The organism is Brevundimonas sp. UYEF29 (assembly GCF_040546195.1).
Classification (GTDB): Bacteria; Pseudomonadota; Alphaproteobacteria; order Caulobacterales; family Caulobacteraceae; genus Brevundimonas; species Brevundimonas huaxiensis.
In genome coordinates this window covers 96,180-114,494 of the sequence record NZ_JBEPNH010000001.1, presented here as the reverse complement: position 1 = coordinate 114,494, position 18,315 = coordinate 96,180, and the positions used below count along the sequence as shown (strand labels likewise).

15 protein-coding genes are annotated in these 18,315 nt (G+C 64.1%); 4 read left to right on the top strand and 11 right to left on the bottom strand.

Features of this window, described 5'->3' with window-relative positions; translation table 11 throughout:
• The first annotated feature begins 67 nt into the window (after window positions 1-67).
• The gene (locus tag ABIB58_RS00625; protein WP_354038546.1) at window positions 68-505 is read left to right on the top strand and encodes an HIT family protein; all 438 of its coding nucleotides are present in this window, start codon (window positions 68-70) and stop codon (window positions 503-505) included.
• Here ABIB58_RS00625 and ABIB58_RS00620 read toward each other — a convergent pair.
• The 7 genes from ABIB58_RS00620 to cyoA form a co-directional block, all read right to left on the bottom strand.
• The gene (locus ABIB58_RS00620) at window positions 502-1,038 is read right to left on the bottom strand and encodes a response regulator transcription factor (RefSeq protein ID WP_039247355.1); all 537 of its coding nucleotides are present in this window, start codon (window positions 1,036-1,038) and stop codon (window positions 502-504) included. The two genes, ABIB58_RS00625 and ABIB58_RS00620, sit on opposite strands and share 4 nt — an antisense overlap.
• On the bottom strand, window positions 1,028-2,344 hold the full coding sequence (locus ABIB58_RS00615) for an ATP-binding protein (protein ID WP_354038543.1): 1,317 nt from the start codon (window positions 2,342-2,344) through the stop codon (window positions 1,028-1,030). The genes ABIB58_RS00620 and ABIB58_RS00615 overlap by 11 nt, the downstream gene beginning before the upstream one ends.
• 11 nt (window positions 2,345-2,355) lie before the next feature.
• Entirely contained in the window at window positions 2,356-3,054 is a 699-nt protein-coding gene (locus ABIB58_RS00610; protein ID WP_354038541.1) for an SURF1 family protein, read from the bottom strand.
• A 67-nt stretch (window positions 3,055-3,121) separates the two neighbouring features.
• A complete protein-coding gene (gene cyoD / locus ABIB58_RS00605; RefSeq protein WP_045811653.1) occupies window positions 3,122-3,517 on the bottom strand; it encodes a cytochrome o ubiquinol oxidase subunit IV in 396 nt (131 codons plus the stop codon).
• Window positions 3,514-4,143, bottom strand: coding sequence for a cytochrome o ubiquinol oxidase subunit III (cyoC, locus tag ABIB58_RS00600; protein ID WP_354038538.1), 630 nt, complete (start codon window positions 4,141-4,143; stop codon window positions 3,514-3,516). The genes cyoD and cyoC overlap by 4 nt, the downstream gene beginning before the upstream one ends.
• A gap of 2 nt (window positions 4,144-4,145) precedes the next feature.
• Window positions 4,146-6,149, bottom strand: a complete 2,004-nt coding sequence (gene cyoB, locus ABIB58_RS00595) for a cytochrome o ubiquinol oxidase subunit I (RefSeq protein WP_354038536.1) — start codon at window positions 6,147-6,149, stop codon at window positions 4,146-4,148.
• Window positions 6,150-6,162: 13 nt separating this feature from the next.
• Complete coding sequence (gene cyoA, locus ABIB58_RS00590) at window positions 6,163-7,392, bottom strand: ubiquinol oxidase subunit II (protein WP_354038534.1); 1,230 nt, start codon at window positions 7,390-7,392, stop codon at window positions 6,163-6,165.
• Window positions 7,393-7,602: 210 nt separating this feature from the next.
• On the opposite strand from cyoA, the gene ABIB58_RS00585 reads away from it, so the two are divergent.
• Complete coding sequence (locus ABIB58_RS00585) at window positions 7,603-8,955, top strand: MFS transporter (protein WP_354038532.1); 1,353 nt, start codon at window positions 7,603-7,605, stop codon at window positions 8,953-8,955.
• A gap of 92 nt (window positions 8,956-9,047) precedes the next feature.
• Here ABIB58_RS00585 and ABIB58_RS00580 read toward each other — a convergent pair whose 3' ends face one another.
• The 4 genes from ABIB58_RS00580 to ABIB58_RS00565 all read right to left on the bottom strand — a co-directional run bounded on the left by ABIB58_RS00580 (window position 9,048) and on the right by ABIB58_RS00565 (window position 14,901).
• Window positions 9,048-10,400, bottom strand: coding sequence for an alpha/beta hydrolase (locus tag ABIB58_RS00580; RefSeq protein ID WP_052689611.1), 1,353 nt, complete (start codon window positions 10,398-10,400; stop codon window positions 9,048-9,050).
• Window positions 10,401-10,414: 14 nt separating this feature from the next.
• Complete coding sequence (locus ABIB58_RS00575; protein WP_231576688.1) at window positions 10,415-11,950, bottom strand: TonB-dependent receptor domain-containing protein; 1,536 nt, start codon at window positions 11,948-11,950, stop codon at window positions 10,415-10,417.
• 21 nt (window positions 11,951-11,971) lie between these two features.
• Window positions 11,972-13,486 (bottom strand): TonB-dependent receptor plug domain-containing protein, encoded by a 1,515-nt coding sequence (locus ABIB58_RS00570; protein ID WP_354038529.1) that lies wholly within the window; start codon window positions 13,484-13,486, stop codon window positions 11,972-11,974.
• A gap of 62 nt (window positions 13,487-13,548) precedes the next feature.
• Window positions 13,549-14,901, bottom strand: a complete 1,353-nt coding sequence (locus ABIB58_RS00565) for a dicarboxylate/amino acid:cation symporter (protein ID WP_369796290.1) — start codon at window positions 14,899-14,901, stop codon at window positions 13,549-13,551.
• A 321-nt stretch (window positions 14,902-15,222) separates the two neighbouring features.
• Between ABIB58_RS00565 and ABIB58_RS00560 the strand changes: the two genes are divergently transcribed.
• Window positions 15,223-16,974, top strand: a complete 1,752-nt coding sequence (locus ABIB58_RS00560) for a sensor histidine kinase (protein ID WP_156146840.1) — start codon at window positions 15,223-15,225, stop codon at window positions 16,972-16,974.
• Entirely contained in the window at window positions 16,974-18,305 is a 1,332-nt protein-coding gene (locus ABIB58_RS00555; protein ID WP_045811651.1) for a sigma-54-dependent transcriptional regulator, read from the top strand. The genes ABIB58_RS00560 and ABIB58_RS00555 overlap by 1 nt, the downstream gene beginning before the upstream one ends.
• The last annotated feature ends 10 nt before the right edge of the window (window positions 18,306-18,315 follow it).

The window sequence follows — 18,315 nt, the reverse complement described above, 5'->3', positions numbered from 1 at the left end:
GTGGACGAAGGCTCCCCCTTCGCAGACGGCGCTGCTATCGAAGATCCGAACCGCACCGAGACCGCCCATGAGCCTGCACGGCGCCTATGACACGAACAACATCTTCGCCAAGATCCTGCGCGGCGATATTCCGTCGGTGAAGGTGTGGGAGGACGACCACGTCCTGGCCTTCATGGACGTGTTTCCCCAATCGAAAGGCCACGTCCTGATCATCGCCAAACAGTCCCAGGCGCGCAATCTGCTGGAGATCGAGCCCGAGGTGCTGGTCCGCGTGACCGCCGCCCTGCAACGCACGGCCAAGGCGGTCGAGAAGGCGCTGAAGCCCGAAGGTCTGTCGATCCTGCAGTTCAATGGCGAGGCGGGCGGACAGACGGTCTTCCATCTGCATTTCCACATCGTGCCGCGCTGGGCCGATCGCGAGATGAAAGGTCACGGCCATGCGCCGATGGCGGATACGGCGACCTTACGGGCGCTGGCCGACCGGATCGCGGCCGAACTGGACTAGGTGACGCGGCGCTTTTCCAGCTTTCGCGCCAGGGTGCGGCGGTGCATGCCCAGCCGCCGCGCTGCCTCCGAGATGTTGAAGTCGGTCTCCACCAGCGTCTCGTGGATCCGCTCCCACTCCAGCGTCTTGATCGAGGTGGGGCGTGTGCCCAGCGGCGTCTCGGCGTCGCCGTCGGCCCGGCCGAAGGCGGCTTCGATGTCGTCGGTGCTGGCGGGCTTGGCCAGATAATGCCGGGCGCCCAGCTTGATCGCCTCGACCGCCGTGGCGATGCTGGCGAAGCCGGTCAGGACGACGATGTTCATCTCGGGATCGAAAGCGTGAAGAGCCTCGACACAGGTCAGGCCGGAATGTCCGCCCAGCTTCAGATCGACGACCGCATAGCCGGGGCGATGCGTCTTCAGCACCTCGGCCATCTGGTCGGGACTTGCGGCGCTGACGACCGTATAGCCACGCCGTTCGAACGAGCGTCGCAGGGTAGTTGAAAACGACTCGTCGTCCTCGACGATCAGCAGCAATCTGGCGTCATCGGTCATGCGCGATCTCGTCCGTCGGAGCCAAGGCCGAAAGCGGCAGGGTCAGACGCACCTCTGCGCCGCCCGCCGGGGGATTGGAGGCTTCTACCCGTCCGCCCAGCGACCGGATCACATTCATGAGCAGAAAGAGGCCAAGACCGGCGCCGGGCCTGGGCTTGGTGGAGTTGTAGGGCTTGCCCCAGGCCTGAAGGATCGCCGGCGGAAAGCCCGGCCCGTCGTCGCGGACCGCAATGCCGAAATCCTCGTCCGTACGTGTCGTGGTCACGGTGATGCGGCTCGCTCCGGCCTCGACCGCATTGTCGAACAGCACGCCCAGCACCTGACGCAGGGCCGGGTCGGCGATGATGGACGGGTTCTGGGCCAGTTCGTCGCGGATCTGCACCGCCACCCCGTCACCGCTCCAGCTGGCCACCACATCGGCGACGAAAGTGCGCAGAGTGGTGCGCTCGGGCGCCTGTCCCCTCGCCTCGCCGGCCGACATCAGGATGCCGGTGACGATCGCCTTGCAGCGTTCGACCTCGGCCCGCATCACCGTCATGTCCTGGGCCAGGTCGGCGTCCTGGGTCAGGGCCGGCATCCGCTTCCAGTCACTGAGGATCACCGACAGCGAGGCCAGCGGCGTTCCCAGCTCATGCGCCGCGCCCGACGCCAGCAGGCCCATGCGGACGATATGATCATGCTCTGCCGTCTGCTGGCGCAGGGCGGCCATGGAGGCGTCGCGCTCGCGCAGGTTTTGGCTGATCCGGGTGACGAACAACACCAGCAGCACGGCCATCAGCACGAAACAGATCAGACTGCCCTGAAGATAAAGGCTGAGCAGCGAATCCTCGCGCGCCGGCGGCAGGTTCAGCGGGCGGGAATGCAGGCCCAGCCCGGCGAAACAGAGGCTGGTGATAGCAATCAGCGCCCAGGCATAGACCGGCGCCAGCAGCACCGCCCCCAAGACGACTTGCAGCAGATACAGCGCCACAAACGGATTGGCCGCGCCCCCGGTCAGGAACAGCAGCCAAGTCAGGGCCGCCACATCGGCCAACAGGGCGATCATCAGCGCCTGATCCTCGACCTCCTGCCGGCGCACGGTCAAAGGCGCGCTGACCAGATTGACCAGCACCAGACCCGCCGGCGCCGCCAGCAACCACAGCACCGGCAGCGGGATCCGCATCACATATTGGACCAGCAGGATCGTCGCCACCTGCCCGGCGACCGCCAGCCAGCGCAACTGGATCAGCAAAAGCATGTTGCGGCGGTTGGCGCCGCCGTGGGTCGCGACCCCGCCTCTGAGCCCCAGGCCCAGCAGTCTTTGCAAAGTTGTTGTCGTCACGACCTGTTGCGCCTGCCGTCGCGCAGGAACAGCCAAAGACCGACCACGGTCAGCAGCGCCATGCCGAACCAGGTCAGGGCATAGACCAGATGGCTGTTGGCGAACCGGATCACCGTCAGCCCTCCGCGCGGCCATCCGCCTGGGTTCGGACTGACGTCCGCATCAATGAAATAGGGTGCGACAGTCGTCAGGCCGCGCCGCGCAGCGATCGCCGCGACGTCGCGGGACCGCCAGCGATCCCCGGCGGGATCATTGGCGCGCAGGAAGCCGCCCTTGGGCTCGGTGATCCGGAGCAGTCCGGTCACCGTCTGCTGCCCCTCGACCTGACCATCGGCGCGGACGGCCGGATCGCGTCGGCCAGCGGGCACAAAGCCGCGATTGATCAGGACGGTGTAGCCCCGGTTGTCAACCAGGGGCGTCATGACCCAGAAGCCGCCGCCGGCGTCGGTCACCGCCTGAACCAGGGTTTCCTTGTCGTGCAGGAATCGACCATGAACCGTGACGCGGCGGTACTGATCCTTGTCGCGAGTCACGCCGGCCCATTGGGTCGGGCCAGGCGCTGCAACGGCGGCCGCATGAACGCGCGCATCGACTTGGGCGATCAGATGGGTCTTCCAGGCCAGGCGCTGAACCTGCCACCCGCCCAGCGCCAGAAAGCCGACGAACAACGCCAGGCCCGCGACCACGACCGCCATGCGGAAGGTTCGCGAACGTCTGGCCTTGCCGCCGGCCGGGACTGAGGACGGGTCCGTGATCTCGACCTCAGCCGCCCATCTGCGCCATGTCGTGCGTCATGGGCATCATATTGGTGTTCAGGTGGTACATGACCCACAGCGAACCCGACAGGGCGATGACCACCACGATGATGGTGAAGATCAGCGCCAGCATGATCCAGCCGCCCTCGGACTTGGAGTTCATGTGCAGGAAGAAGATCATGTGGACCACGATCTGCACCACGGCGAAGCCCATGACGATCAGGGCCGTCGCCTGGGTCGGCAGGACGCCGGTCATGACCAGGGCGAACGGGATGGCCGTCAGGATCACCGACAGCACGAAACCGATCATATAGCTCTTGAAGGAGCCGTGATTGTGCCCCTCGTGACCCAGGTGGTCGGTCTCGTGAGACTCAGGGCTGTGGTCGTTCTTGTCGGCGCTCATCGCAGCATGCCCAGCAGATAGACGAAGGTGAAGACGCCGATCCAGATGACGTCCAGGAAGTGCCAGAACATCGAAAGGCACATCAGGCGGCGTTTGTTGGCGGGGATCAGGCCCTTCATGCTGACCTGAACCATCAGCGTTACCAGCCAGATGATGCCGAAGGTGACGTGCAGGCCGTGGGTGCCCACCAGGGTGAAGAAGGCCGACAGGAAGGCGCTGCGTTGCGGCGTCGCGCCCTCATGGATCAGGTGCGCGAACTCGTAGAGTTCGATCCCCAGGAAGGCTAGGCCGAACAGGCCGGTGATCGCCAGCCAGACCAGCGTCTGACGCTGGTTGTTCCGATCCATCGCCAGCATGGCGAAGCCATAGGTGATCGACGAGAACAGCAGCATGGCGGTGTTGATCGCCACCAGCTCCAAGTCGAACAGCTCCTTGGGTCCCGGCCCGGCGGCGTAGTTGCCGCCCAGTACGCCGAACACGGCGAACAGCATCGCAAAGATGAGGCAGTCGCTCATCAGATAGAGCCAGAAGCCCAGCATGGTGCTGGAGCCTTCCTCGTGGTGCGGCTCCTCTTCCAGGTGGAAGACGGTCCGGTCGATCTCGGTCGCAGTCGCACTCGCGCTCATGATCAGGCCTCCGTTCCGGCCAGGGCGCGGGTACGCGCCTCTTCTGTCGCACGGACCTCATCCTCGGGGATGTAGTAGTCGCGCTTGTAGTTGAAGGTATGGCCGATCGAGACGGCCAGCACCCCGATGAAGCTGATGGCGGCCAGCCACCAGATGTACCAGATCAAGGCCAGACCCATCACCAGGCACAGGCCCGAGATGATGATCCCCGCCCCCGTGTTCGAGGGCATGTGGATCGCCTTGTAGCCGCTCAGCGGACGCTGATAGCCCTGCTTCTTCATGTCCCACCAGGCGTCGGCGTCATGGACGTAGGGCGTGGCGGCGAAGTTGTAGGCCGGCGGCGGCGACGAGGTCGCCCACTCCAGCGTGCGGCCGCCCCACGGGTCGCCCGTCGTGTCGCGCAGCTTGTCGCGGTTGAGGATCGACACGGCGAACTGGATGAACATGGCCGCGATGCCCAGGGCGATGACGCCGGCGCCGATGGCGGCGATGACGAACCAGATCTGCAGCGAGGGATCGTCGAACACCCGCATCCGGCGCGTCACGCCCATCAGGCCCAGCACGTACAGCGGCAGGAAGGCCAGCCAGAAACCGGGCACCCAGCACCAGAAGCTGATCAGGCCCCACTTCTTGTCCAGCTTGAAGCCGAAGGCCTTGGGCCACCAGAAGTTGATCGCCGCGAACAGGCCGAACAGCACGCCGCCGATGATGACGTTGTGGAAGTGGGCCACCAGGAACAGCGAGTTGTGCAGCACGAAGTCGGCCGGCGGCACCGCCAGCAGCACGCCCGTCATCCCGCCGATCACGAAGGTCAGCATGAAGGCGACCAGCCACATCATCGGCAGCTCGAACCGGATGCGCCCGCGGTACATCGTGAATAGCCAGTTGAAGATCTTCGCACCCGTCGGGATCGAGATGATCATCGTCGTGATGCCGAAGAAGCTGTTCACCGAGGCGCCAGAGCCCATGGTGAAGAAGTGGTGCAGCCAGACCAGGTAAGACAGGATCGTGATGACGACCGTGGCGTAGACCATGGAGGTATAGCCGAACAGCTTCTTGCCCGAGAAGGTCGAGGCGATCTCCGAGAAGACGCCGAACAGCGGCAGGATCAGGATGTAGACCTCGGGGTGACCCCAGATCCAGATCAGGTTCACGTACATCATCGGGTTGCCGCCGAAGTCGTTCGTGAAGAAGTTGGTGCCGACGTAACGGTCCAGCGTCAGCAGGGCCAGGACGGCGGTCAGGACCGGGAAGGATGCCACGATCAGCACGTTGGTGCACAGCGAGGTCCAGGTGAAGACCGGCATCTTCATCATGCCCATGCCGGGCGCGCGCATCTTCACGATGGTCGCGATCAGGTTGATGCCGGACAGCGTCGTGCCCACCCCCGCGATCTGCAACGCCCATATGTAGTAATCGACCCCGACGCCGGGGCTGTAGCCGATGCCCGACAGCGGCGGATAGGCCAGCCAGCCGGTGCGCGCGAACTCGCCCACGAACAGCGAGGCCATGACGATGACGGCGCCGGCCGTGGTCATCCAGAAGCTGAAGTTGTTCAGGAAGGGGAAGGACACATCGCGCGCGCCGATTTGCAGCGGCACGACGTAGTTCATGATGCCCGTCACCAGCGGCATGGCCACGAAGAAGATCATGATCACGCCGTGGGCGGTGAAGATCTGGTCATAGTGGTGGGCATTCAGGTAACCCTCGGACCCGCCGAAGGCCATCGCCTGTTGCAGGCGCATCATGATGGCGTCGGCAAAGCCGCGCACGAACATGATCAGACCCAGGATCATGTACATGATCCCGATCTTCTTGTGGTCCACGGTGGTGAACCACTCCTTCCAGAGATAGCCCCACAGCTTGAAATAGGTCAGGGCGCCGAACAGGGCGAGACCGCCCAGCAGCACGACCGACATGGTCACGACCAGGATCGGCTCGTGCAGCGGCAGAGCCTCAAGCGTAAGGCGCCCGAAGATTAGCGGAATGAGTTGATCAGCGTTCATCGACTGTGTTCGCTCAGGCGGTGGGGGCGGAACGGACGTCGGTCGGAACCGGCCCCGTGGCGAAAGGATTGCGGGCCAGCGTCGTCAGCGAGGCCATCGGCGTCTGGCCCGGCGACAATCCCTGCCCGGTCAGGCGCTCCAGGCTGGTCGGTCCGGCGACCGTATCCAGTTCGGCGCGGCGCATGCGGTCGGCGGCGGCGGCCTCGGCCTGCAGCGGGGTGCAGATCGTCATGACGTAGCTGTCGTTGGAGCCGAAGTAGGCGGGCGATTTTCCGCGACCGGCATATTTGTCATAGACGAGCGGCATGGTGTTGCGCACCGACGCCATGGACAGACCGCCCTGCTTGTCGATGGCCATCATCTCGCCCATGCACATCTTGCCCGGCTCGACGCACATGTTGAGGATCGCGTCCCACAGCATGCCGTCCACGGCGCCAAAGCGCATGACGGGCACCTTCTCGCTGGGCTTTTCCAGCTCCAGATAGCGGTCGCGGTCCAGCGTCTGGCCGCCCTGGCGCACGCCGGCGATCCATTGGTCGAACCCGGACTGATCCAGACCGTGGAAGGCGAAGCGCATGTGCGAGAAGCCGTCGCCGGAATAGTTGGCCGAGAAGCCTTCGTATTCGCCCGGACGGTTGATGACGGCGTGCAGCTTCGTCTCCATGCCCGGCATGGCGTAGATCTGGCCGGCCAGGGCGGGAATGTAGAAGCTGTTCATCACCGATGACGAGGTGATGTGGAAGCGGATCGGGCGGTCAACCGGCGCGGCCAGCTCATTGACCGTGGCGACGCCGTACTGCGGGTAGATGAACATCCACTTCCAGTCGAGCGCGACGACATTGACCTGCAACGGCTCGGCGCTTTCCTCGACGGCCTGCCCCGGCTTGATCCGGTCGATCGGACGATAGGGGTCCAGCAGGTGGGTGCCGGCCCAGGTCAGGGCGCCCAGGCAGATGATGATCATCAGCGGCGCGGCCCAAATGACAAGCTCCAGCGAGGTGGAGTGATCCCAGTCGGGACGGTAGTCGGCCTCGGACGCCTTGTTCGACGCCCGATACTTCCAGGCGAAGAAGACGATCAGACCCATCACCGGCACGATGATGATCAGCATCAGCAGGGTCGAGATCATCAGCAGATCGCCCTGCTGGGACGCGACGTCGCCGGCAGGGTTCAGGACGACCAGGTTGCAGGCCGACAGCAGGGCCACGACGGGCGCGAGCAAAAGTAGGCGCAGACGGCGCAAGGCGGATCCAATCGAAAAGCGTCGGGCGAGGGGGAGGCGCCGCGACGGTTGGCGTTCGTAGGCGGCGGGATACTCAAGCTCAATCAGGAACGACATTGGGCAATATGTCCTATCCTCACGAGGCCGCTTTCATCGCAAAGGGCGCCCGGTCATAATGCGGCGACCTGCCGTACGGCCGATAATTCAGTCTCACACGGAGCGACCAAGCCCATGTCCGCCTCGACGACCCCTTCGTCAGAGTCGCTGGAACGCGACGCCGCCGCCCTTCAGACGGGTCATGGCAAGGTTGACGCCGGCGAGATCGCCATCGGCGTCATTATCGGCCGAACTTCCGAGTTTTTCGACTTCTTTGTTTACGCCATCGCTTCGGTGGTCGTCTTGCCGCAACTCATCTTCCCGTTCGCCGGTCCGGTCGGCGGCACACTATTGTCTTTTTCGGTCTTCGCTCTGGCCTTTCTGTTCCGGCCATTGGGCACGGTGTTTTTTATCGCCATCGACCGCAGGTTCGGGCGTGGCGCGAAGCTGACGACGGCCTTGCTGCTGCTCGGCACCTCCACCGTGGCTGTCGCCCTCATTCCCGGATATGACAGCATCGGCATGTGGGCGCCGGTTTTGCTGGCCTTAACCCGCATCGGCCAGGGCGTCGCCCTGGGCGGCGCCTGGGACGGTATGGCTTCGCTGCTGGCGCTGAATGCACCCGAAAACAAGCGTGGCTGGTACGCCATGATCCCGCAGCTCGGCGCGCCCATCGGTTTGCTGGTGGCCTCTGCCCTGTTCGCCTTCTTCCTCAACACCCTGTCGGCCCCGGACTTCCTGGATTGGGGCTGGCGCTACCCGTTCTTCGTGGCCTTCGCCATCAACGTCGTGGCCCTGTTCGCCCGGCTGCGCATCGTGGTGACGCCCGCCTTCCAAAAGCTGTTCGAGACGCGTGAGCTTCAACCCACGCCGGTTTCCCAAGCCGTGCGCGAGGAAGGCCCCAAGATCGCCATCGGCGCCTTCGCGCCGCTGGCCAGCTTCGCCATGTTCCACATGGTCACCGTCTTCCCACTGTCGTGGGTGTTCCTGTTCACGAAAGAAACGCCGGTTCGGTTCCTTCTGATCGAGATGGTCGGCGCCGTGTTCGGCCTGCTGGCGATCTTGGCCTCAGGCATTTTGGCCGACCGCTACGGTCGCCGCACACTGCTGGCCATCACGGCCGTCGGTATCGCCATCTTCTCGGGATTTGCACCGCAACTGCTGAACGGAGGCCCCGTCGGCGAACTGACCTTCATGATTTCGGGCTTCATCCTGCTGGGCCTGTCGTTCGGACAGGCCTCAGGCCCGGTGGCCTCCAGCTTCAGCTTGACCAATCGCTACACCTCGTCCGCCCTGACCTCGGACCTGGCCTGGTTGGTCGGGGCCGGCTTCGCGCCCCTGGCGGCCCTTTGGATCTCCAGCCAGTTCGGCCTGATCGCCGCCGGCGCCTATCTGCTGTCGGGCGCGATCTGCACGCTGCTGGCCCTGTGGCTGAACCGCGAACTGGCCCGCAGCTCCTCCGACAAGGACCGCGCCAAGACGGCCTGATCTTTCAGGTCACGCACAAACAGACACGGTCCGCAGTCGCCTGCGGGCCGTGTTGCGTTTGGAGCAGATCGTTGTGAGCCGCAGCGGCAGCTTCAGTTGGCGCGGCTGTCCGTCGACGGCTTGAAGGTGGTGTCGAAATGACAGCCGTCCTCGTAGCGTGAAGCCGCCACCTGACACAGCGTGGCAACGTCAGCGGGCGTCGGCTTCACGCCCTCGTCCAGCCAGCGCATCATCGCCTGGAAAAGACCGACGTACTCTGGCGGCGATAGGCGGCTATGTTCGGACTCGTCTGTGAACGTCTGGACCAATAGGTCCGATCGTCCCGCTGCGGCGACCGTCTCCCTGTAAAGCGCGTCGTTGGAGACGAAGGCTGTCGCATCGTTTTTGGCGTGGATCGTCAGCGTCGGCGCCACGATCAGACCGCTGAGATCCGCGTCGTAGGCCAAGCGCGCCACACCCATCGGATCAGCCGCGAACCGCTGAACGCCAGCGTTCAACGCCTCGTCGTCGTGCGAACCCTGATAGACCGTATGGCTGTTGTCGAAGGGGTTCAGCCCGTCAAGACGGCGCAAAACCATGTCGCGGAACAGGAAGGTCGCCCAGGCCAGATGCGGAACCAACTGTTCCTCGTTCACGCCCGTCACGGCCAGGATATCCGCCAGATTGCGCTTCTGCTCAGCCGACCTCTCGGCAAGCGGCAGGCCCACGCCCGTGCAGGTTTTGACCCGCTCGGCCAACTGCGCCCGGTTCAGATCGCTGTCTAGCGGCAGCCCCTGCCAAAGCGGATACCGGGGCTCGTTCGGAAGCGGATGGTTGTTGCAGTAGAACTGATACACCGCTCTCAAATCGGCGCGAAAGCGGTAGGTGCGGGTCCCGCCGCCGATTACGCCGTTGGTCAGGACGACGCCGTCCCACATGACCTGTCCCTCGGCATCGCGGGCGTAGAGCTCAGCCGTCTTGGCCGCGACATTTCCGCCCCAGGACTGGCCATGCACCAGAGTTCGACGTGGTTTGCCGAAGGCGTTCCAGAAAATCTGGCGCAGATCGTCCGTGTCTTCCGCCGCCATCCGTACGCCATAGCCGCCACGGCGATAGGTCGAGCCCGCCCATGCGAAACCTTCCTTCACCGTCATGGAGAACCGCTCCATGTCCTCCAGCGGATCGTTCGGTTCTGGCGCGCTGGTGCGAGGTCCGCCATGTGCGTGAACGATCAGGGCGCCATTCCAGTCCTGAGGCACGGCGATCCAATAATAGCCGCCTTTGACCGCCCTGCCCGACCAGCACCGCGTCTGCCGCGGCACGAAGTCCGGGCAATCGGCTGGCGCGGGCGCAGGATCGACAGGCGCCGCGACGGCCGTCTGCGTTTCCTGCGCCTGCGTCATCGGCGCGATGCCGGCCCAGGCGGCGACCAGCGCCCCCAGAGATCGAACAATACGGTCGGTCATCGCGCCTCTCCCTCTCAGAACGTCTTGGAGATGTTGGCGTACCAGTAGCGGCCGTAGGGATTGTAGAGCGCGCCCAGATAGCCCGACGAAGTCAACGGCGGCTGCTCGTCAGTGATGTTGCGCGCCCCCAGGCGCACCGTTGTGCCGGACGCAAAGCCGGTGTTGTCGCCGAACTCATACTGACCATACAGATTGCCAGTGATCTGGCTATCGACCTGCCAGGGGTCACCTTGGGCGCTGAGGAAGCCGGCTTCGGTGACGGCGCTGTTGTATTGGGTGAATGCGCCTACCTGCCATGGCCCTTGCGACCACGTGAACGAGCCCGTCACCCGCCATTCCGGCCGGCCGTTGCGAGCCAACAGGGTCTGAGAGATCGGCAGCGGCGTGTTCGCATTGATCTGGCCGGCTTCACGCGCTGCGAACAGCGACTCGACCAAGGGGCCGGGAGAACGGTCGAACTTCGTCAGATGCGCCGCATTAACGCTGGCGCGGAAGTTGCCCCAAGGTGTGCCGCGCAGCCGCCAATGTAGACCGATGTCGAGCCCCTCCACCGTCTGCGGCAGCAAGTTTATGAACTGGTCTTCGACCGAGACGATCTGTCCGACAGGAGTGATTCCGCTGCCCTGGAAGAAGGCGATGTCGTCGGCCGTCACCGCCGCGCGGTTGACGTTGTCGTTCCGCGTGCCGTGCAGGATGTTCAGATAGTCCAGCACGACGTTCGACTGCGCGCCCAGCAGACCGACGATCTTCTCCTGCTCGATTTTCCAGCGGTCCAGCGTGAAGGTGAACCGGCCAAACTGCTCGGGAATGAACCAGGGCTGCAAAACCAGGCCGATGGACTGATTGGTGCTTTCCTCGGGCTGAAGCTCGGGATTGCCCGACACCAGCAGCGAGGCGCTGGCGGGTTGCGAACATTGGTTGAAGTTGGTGATCCGACCCAGGCGTAGATCGGCCTCACAGCGGATGTAATCGTTATTGGTCGATAGACGCCCGTATTGCGCCGCGTTGGTCTGTTCCAAGTTTGGGGCGCGGAAACCCTCGGAATACGAGCCCCGGACGCGCACGCCTTCGACCAGGTCCCAGGCCATGGCGATCTTGGGCTTGGCCACATCGCCGAAGTCGGAATAGTGCTCGTATCGACCGGCCAGTTGGAAATCGAGACTGCGAACCAGCGGAATGTTCATCTCCGGCGACACGACGGGCACGGCAAACTCGACATAGGCCGAATAAACCTCGCGCTTGCCGTAGGTGTCGGGGTTGGAGCTAACCGCGGCGATGTTGGACTGGCTGATCTCGCCCGACACGCTGTCGCGGAAGACGTTGGTGCCGTCCAGATCGGCGTCGCGGTCGTCACGCTGAGTTTCCCGACGCGCCTCGACGCCCAGGGCCATACTGACGGGTCCGGCCGGTAACGCGAAGACATCCGCACGACTGAGCTTGAAGTCCCACAGCGCCAGCGTCGTCTTGGAGACCCGTGTCAGGTCGGTCGTGATGGCGTCGATCGCGGCCTGAGAACTGGGCGTGCAATCGCCGAAGCTGGTATCGTTCACACAGCCGCCGCTGAACGGATTTTAGGCGTCGGGCGTCGACAGGGCGAGATTGGCCTGAAGCGCGGTCAGATTGACGGCGTTCGAGCTGTCGGTGGCCTCGGCTTCCGAATACAGCAGCGCGCTTTCCCAATCGAAGCCGCGCCATTCGCCCCGCAGGCCGCCCAGGAATCGGGACTGCCAGTTGTCGACATCCACCACCTGGGCGCCCAGATCGTTGAAGCGATACCGAACCAGCTTAACGGCCGTCCCGGCTGTGGGGACGTTTGTCAGGCCAGCGAGACGATTGGGATTGCGCGTGCCGTCGGCAAAGGTGACGGGACCGAACGGATTCCAGTAGTTGCTGGCTGGAATCCAGAGCGGGTTCAGCAGGATGGTCGGCGGCTGAAGGTTTTGGGTCGATGCCGTGTAATAGCCGAGTTCGCCAAAGACCGTGACGCCGTTGTCGAGATCGAAGTGACCCGACACGAACAGGTTCAACCGTTCGATGTCCGGCGATTGGGTGGTGCCCCGCGCCCCGTCGTAGCGCAACTCGCGGCCAGCGCCGCTGTAGCTGATGTTGCCGCTGGCCAGGCAAACATCACCCCCAACCGGCGCGGTGCAGCCGAAGCTGGAAGGCTGATTGTGGAAGGCGCCGGCGCCGGTCGTCAGGGCCGTTGTGCCCCGACGGACTTGGAACGGCGTCTGGAAGTTGGCCCAGGCTGTATAGGAAGAGCGCCCGTCGGTGTCGGTCGAATTCTCATAGCCCGGCACGTTGGCGAACAGGCTGCGGCGGTCGTCCGAGGCGGTATAGGGCTCGTCGCTGGCCTGCTGGGCGGTGCGGTTGGTGTAGTCGAGGAAGCCCGACAGATTGCCCCGCTCGAAATCCTTGCCTGCGAACATCCCGAAGGTGAACTCTCGACGATGCGTGCCCTCCGCGCCGCCGTACTGGGCCTTCATCTCCAAGCCATCGAAATCCTGCTGAAGCACAGTGTTCACGACGCCTGCGACAGCGTCCGCGCCATAGATGGCGGCGGCGCCGTCCAGCAGAACCTCCAACCGCTCCAACCCAGAGACCGGAATGGCGTTGGAGTTGTAGCTGAGCACAGGCACCGTGCCGGTGTCTGACGTCCCTTGGCTGGTGGGGTGCTGAACGATCCGACGTCCGTTCAAGAGCACCAGGGTGTTGCCCACCCCGAGCGAGCGCAGATTGACCGAGTTGACGTCGCCTCGCGCTGCGTTCGAGGTTTGAGGATTGTTGGCGCTGGAGAACAGCACATCGCCCATCTGGGGAATGGACCGCAGCAGATCATCGCCGCTGACGGCGCCGGTCGCGATGATTTCTTCCTGCGTGACGACGGTCACCGGCAGAGCCGCCGTGGTGGAGGCGCCGCGGATCTGAGAGCCGACGACGACGATGTCCTCGACCTGCGCCGCCTCGCCCTCCGGCGCTGGCGTGGACTGAGGCGCGGCGTCCTGAGCCAGAGCCGCTCCCGCCGAGATCAGCAGGACAGCCGAGGCCGCGCCCGCCATCAGTGCGAACTTGGATTGCATCTTCATGTTTCCTCCTCCCGGGCCGTCGTTATGTCGTCGGTCCCGTCATTCAAAAGTCGTTCTCGCCGTCAGTCCTTGGCGAGAACCAGATCGTCTCCAGGCCCCGCCGCAGGGTCAGGCAGCGCCGCCACCGGCAAGGGATGTCCGTCCAGCGCGGCCGCTAGAGCGTCGCGATCCAGCGCGTTCTCCCAGCGGGCCACGACGATGGTGGCCACGGCGTTGCCAATGAAGTTGGTCAGGGCCCGGCATTCGCTCATGAAGCGGTCGATGCCCAGGATCAGGGCCATGCCGGCGACTGGCACATCCGGCACGACCGACAGGGTCGCCGCCAAGGTGATGAAGCCCGCGCCCGTGATGCCCGCTGCGCCTTTTGAGCTGAGCATGGCGACCAGCAGAAGCGTGATCTGCTGCCAGATGGTGAGTTCGATGTTCAGCGCCTGAGCAATGAACAGAGCCGCCATCGTCATATAGATGTTGGTGCCGTCCAGATTGAACGAATAGCCGGTCGGCACGACCAGGCCGACGACCGACTTGGCGGCGCCCGCGCGTTCCATCTTGGAGATCAGGCTGGGCAGGGCCGCCTCTGAACTGGAAGTGCCCAGCACCAGCAGAAGCTCTTCCTTGAGGTAACGGATCAGCTTGAGAATGTTGAAGCCGTTGGCGACGCCCACCAGACCCAGCACGCCGACGACGAAGATGATCGCAGTGACGTAGAAGGTCACGATCAAGGCGGCCAGATTGGCGATCGATGCGATGCCATAGGCGCCGATCGTAAAGGCGAAGGCCCCGAAGGCGCCGATGGGCGCAGCCTTCATCACGATAGCGACCAACTTAAACACAGCAAGACTGAGGGTCTCGAACAGATCGACCACCGGCTGGGCCCGTTCGCCCACCAACGCAAGGGCGAGGCCAAACAGGATCGACACGAACAGAACCTGCAGGATGTTGCCGGTCGAGAAGGCGCTGACCAGCGTGTCGGGAATGACGCCCATCAGGAAGCCGACGATCGTGCTCTCGTGCGCGGCCGCCGCATACTGCTCGACAGCGCCGGCGTTCAACGTCGCCGGGTCGATGTTCAAGCCATGGCCCGGACGCACCAGATTGGCGATGATCAGGCCCACGATCAGAGCCAGAGTCGAGAAGACTAGGAAGTAGGCGAAAGCCTTGGCGGCGACGCGACCGACGCTACCAAGATCGCGCATGCCGGCGATGCCGGTCACGATGGTCAGGAAGATCACCGGCGCGATGACCATCTTCACCAGTTTGATGAATCCGTCGCCCAGCGGCTTCAGGCTCTCGCCGAACGTCGGCCAGAAGTGACCGATCAAGGCGCCGAGCGCGATGGCGATCAGCACCTGGAAATACAGGTGGCGATAGAACGGCCGGCGAACGACCGGCGCGGCCTCTGACGGGACTGAGATCACGAAGGGCTCCTGATGTGCGGGGGGTGATCCCGCAGTCTCCTCGATGGGCGCGATCTTCGCCACGCTCCGTTGGATAGAGCTTCCAACGAGAACCATCATCGCGAAAGCGATTGATCCAACGCCTCGTTCTCTATGAAAATCAGGCACTTTCTGGAAAAGCGTGAGGATCGGTTAAGATATTTGTGCGGTTTTTCACCCACAAGGCTGGCCCTATCGTGCGATTATCCGCACACTGCGAACATGCAGGATGCACAGGTCACAGACTCGGCTCGAAAACCTTGGCGCTCCCTTTGGCTGGTAACGACAGTGTGCTGGTTCATGATCGCAGCCTTGGCGGCTTTCGGCGCAGGCGAGGTCGCTCGGCGTGATGCCAAGATCGAACTGGCTCGGCAGACAGAGGCCGCCGCCGCCCTGCACGCGGCCGTGCTACGCAGCGAACTGGAAAAGCACCGCTCCCTGCCCCTGGCGTTGGCGAGCGATCCCGACATCGCCGACCTGCTGAGCGCCCCGCAGACTGCCAAAGGCGATACAGTCAGCCTTAAACTGGAAACCTTGGCGCGTCAGACACGCGCCGCCGCCATCTATATCATCGACGCCAGCGGACGAACCCGCGCTGCCAGCAACTGGCGCCTGCCGACCAGTTTCGTCGGCGCCGACTACGGGTTTCGGCCTTATTTCATCAACGCCATGCGCCAAGGCCAGGCGGAGTTCTTCGCCTTGGGCACTGTGTCCGGCCGGCCCGGACTCTATCTGGCGCGGCGTGTTGACGGGTCGAGCGGCTCCGCCGTGGGCGTCGTCGTGGTCAAGGTCGAGTTCGCCGCTCTCGAGGCCGAATGGCGCGCGTCTGGTGAGCCGGCCTATGTTGTCGACCCCGGCGGCGTCGTGCTGATAACCAGCGTGCCGGCATGGCGTTTCCGCACCACAGAAGCGCAGGACGAACTTCGACGGCGGCTGACATTGACCGATCAGACGCTCCAACCCGAGGCGTTGCGCCCCCTCCCCTTCGTAACGCCTCCCAATGATCGACCGCGTCTGATCCAAGCTCCAGTCGATGGCCGCGAGCAGCGCTGGATGCATGCGGCGATCCCAACGGAAACGCCCGGCTGGACTCTGCACCTGCTGTCGCCGGATCGTGGATCCATTGGGATGGCCGTCGCAACCGCGCGGGCGCTTGCGGCCCTGATCGTCACCCTGCTGGCAGGAGTCATCGTCGTGCTTCTGCGTCGTCGCCATCAGGCCCTTGTCCGCGCCCGTGCCGAGGAAGAGGCGCGGCTGGAACTGGAAAGGCTGATCGACGAACGCACCCACGAGCTTCGTAACGCTAACGCCGCCCTCAATCGCCAGATCGAGGAACGCCGCCGAGCCGAGACCGCACGCGAACTGCTGCGTGACGAGCTGGTTCAAGCCAGCAAACTCGCCGCGCTGGGGCAGATCGTCGCCAGCGTGGCGCACGAGATCAATCAACCCGTCGCCGCCATCCAGACCCAGGCAGAGACCGCCGGCGTTCTGCTTGATCGCGACGAGGCCGCTAAGGCGCGTGGGGCATTGGCGCGGATCAGCGACCTGACCCAGCGCATCGGGGCCATCACCGAAGGCCTCAGGGTCTTTTCCAGAAAGTCAGATCCCAAAATCGGCATCGTCCGTCTGGAGGACGCCATCCACGGCGCCCTGCTGCTGACGCGCGGCCGATTGGACGAGGGCGGCGTCGAGTTGATCCGTGAGGGCGACGCAGACGTCACAGTACGCGCCGACCGCTTTCGTCTGGAACAGGTGATCGTCAACTTGGTCAAGAACGCTTCAGAAGCGCTGGAAGGCTGCGATCGGCCACGCCTAACGCTGAAGGTCTTGCGCGAAAAAGACCGTGTTCGATTGAGTATTTCCGACAATGGTCCAGGCGTGCCGCCCGCTGTGCGCGCCCAACTGTTCACCCCCTTTGTCACCACACGCGCAAATGGGCTCGGCCTGGGTCTGGTCATCTGTCGAGATCTGATCGCCGGGTTCGGTGGCGAGCTCGACTTGGTCGACGAGGACATCGGAGCGACCTTTGTCGCCACCCTGAGGATCGCGTGATGGAATTTGCCCGCCCCACTGCCGTCGCCCTGATCGAGGACGACGCCGATTTCCGCCATGCCTTGGTCGAGCGCCTGACCCTGGAAGGTTATGACATTCGCGCTTTTCCAGGGGCGGAACCCGCGCTGAGAGCGATCGATGCCGATTTTCCGGGCGTCGTGATCACCGACCTGCGGATGCCTGGCCTTGATGGCCGCCAGTTGCTCAGCCGCCTGCAAGCGTTGGACGCCACCCTGCCGATCATCATGATCACTGGCCATGGCGACATCACCGACGCCGTCGCAGCGATGAAGGACGGCGCCTACGACTTCGTCGCCAAGCCCTTTCCGTTTGAGCGCCTTCAAGACAGCTTGAACCGCGCTCTGGAAAAACGCGGTCTGGTCCTGGAAAACCGTCGCTTGCTGGCGATGGCCTCGGACAGCGGACAGGAGCTGCCCCTGGCGGGATCGTCTCGCGCCATCATTGCCCTCCGCGCCACCATCGCTCAGATCGCCGATGCCCGAATGGACGTGCTGATCGAAGGCGAAACCGGAACAGGAAAGGAGGCCGTTGCGCGCGCCCTGCACAACGGCGGCCGGCGACGATTGGCCCCGTTCGTCGCCGTCAACTGCGGCGCCCTGCCTGACGGGCTGATCGAGAGCGAACTGTTCGGACACGAACTCGGCGCCTTCGCCGGAGCCTTGCGCCGCCGGGTCGGGCACGTCGAACGCGCACACAACGGCTCATTGTTTTTGGACGAGGTCGAGAGCATGCCTCTGGCCGTTCAGGTCAAGATTTTGCGTGTCCTGGAAGAACGCGAGGTCCATCCCATCGGGGCCAACGAGCCCCGCGCCTTAGATTTGCGTGTACTGGCCTCGTCAAAGATCGATCTCGGCGAGGCCGCACGTGGGGGCGCCTTTCGCGAAGACCTCTATTACCGTCTGAACGTGGTGAGACTCCGCGTACCGCCCCTGCGCGAACGGCGAGAAGACATTCCGCTGCTGTTCGCCCACTTCCTGCGTCGCGCGGCGGACCGCCACGGCATCGATATTCCCTCTATAAGCGACAGCGTAAGACGCCTGCTGGTCGAGGCCGACTGGCCCGGCAATATCCGCGAACTGGCGCATTTTGCGGAACGCGTCGCCTTGTCACTCGATGACAACACCCGCGCGCCCGATCACGGCCTAAGTCTTCCCGACCGCGTCAACAGGTTCGAAGGCGAACTGCTGCGCGACGCGCTACAGTCCCATCGTGGGGACATATCCGCAGTGCTCGCCGAAATGCAGGTTCCGAGGAAGACGCTGTACGACAAGCTGCAGCGGCATGGCCTAAAGCCCGCCGATTTCCGCTGAGAACGCCCCA

Coding starts and splice junctions, on each gene's coding strand:
- ABIB58_RS00620 (WP_039247355.1), bottom strand. CDS start 1,038: ATGACCGATGACGCCAGATTGCTGCTGATCGTCGAGGACGACGAGTCG.
- ABIB58_RS00560 (WP_156146840.1), top strand. CDS start 15,223: ATGATCGCAGCCTTGGCGGCTTTCGGCGCAGGCGAGGTCGCTCGGCGT.
- ABIB58_RS00580 (WP_052689611.1), bottom strand. CDS start 10,400: ATGACCGACCGTATTGTTCGATCTCTGGGGGCGCTGGTCGCCGCCTGG.
- ABIB58_RS00555 (WP_045811651.1), top strand. CDS start 16,974: ATGGAATTTGCCCGCCCCACTGCCGTCGCCCTGATCGAGGACGACGCC.
- ABIB58_RS00625 (WP_354038546.1), top strand. CDS start 68: ATGAGCCTGCACGGCGCCTATGACACGAACAACATCTTCGCCAAGATC.
- ABIB58_RS00585 (WP_354038532.1), top strand. CDS start 7,603: ATGTCCGCCTCGACGACCCCTTCGTCAGAGTCGCTGGAACGCGACGCC.
- ABIB58_RS00570 (WP_354038529.1), bottom strand. CDS start 13,486: ATGAAGATGCAATCCAAGTTCGCACTGATGGCGGGCGCGGCCTCGGCT.
- ABIB58_RS00610 (WP_354038541.1), bottom strand. CDS start 3,054: ATGGCGGTCGTGGTCGCGGGCCTGGCGTTGTTCGTCGGCTTTCTGGCG.
- cyoC (WP_354038538.1), bottom strand. CDS start 4,143: ATGAGCGCGAGTGCGACTGCGACCGAGATCGACCGGACCGTCTTCCAC.
- cyoD (WP_045811653.1), bottom strand. CDS start 3,517: ATGAGCGCCGACAAGAACGACCACAGCCCTGAGTCTCACGAGACCGAC.
- cyoB (WP_354038536.1), bottom strand. CDS start 6,149: ATGAACGCTGATCAACTCATTCCGCTAATCTTCGGGCGCCTTACGCTT.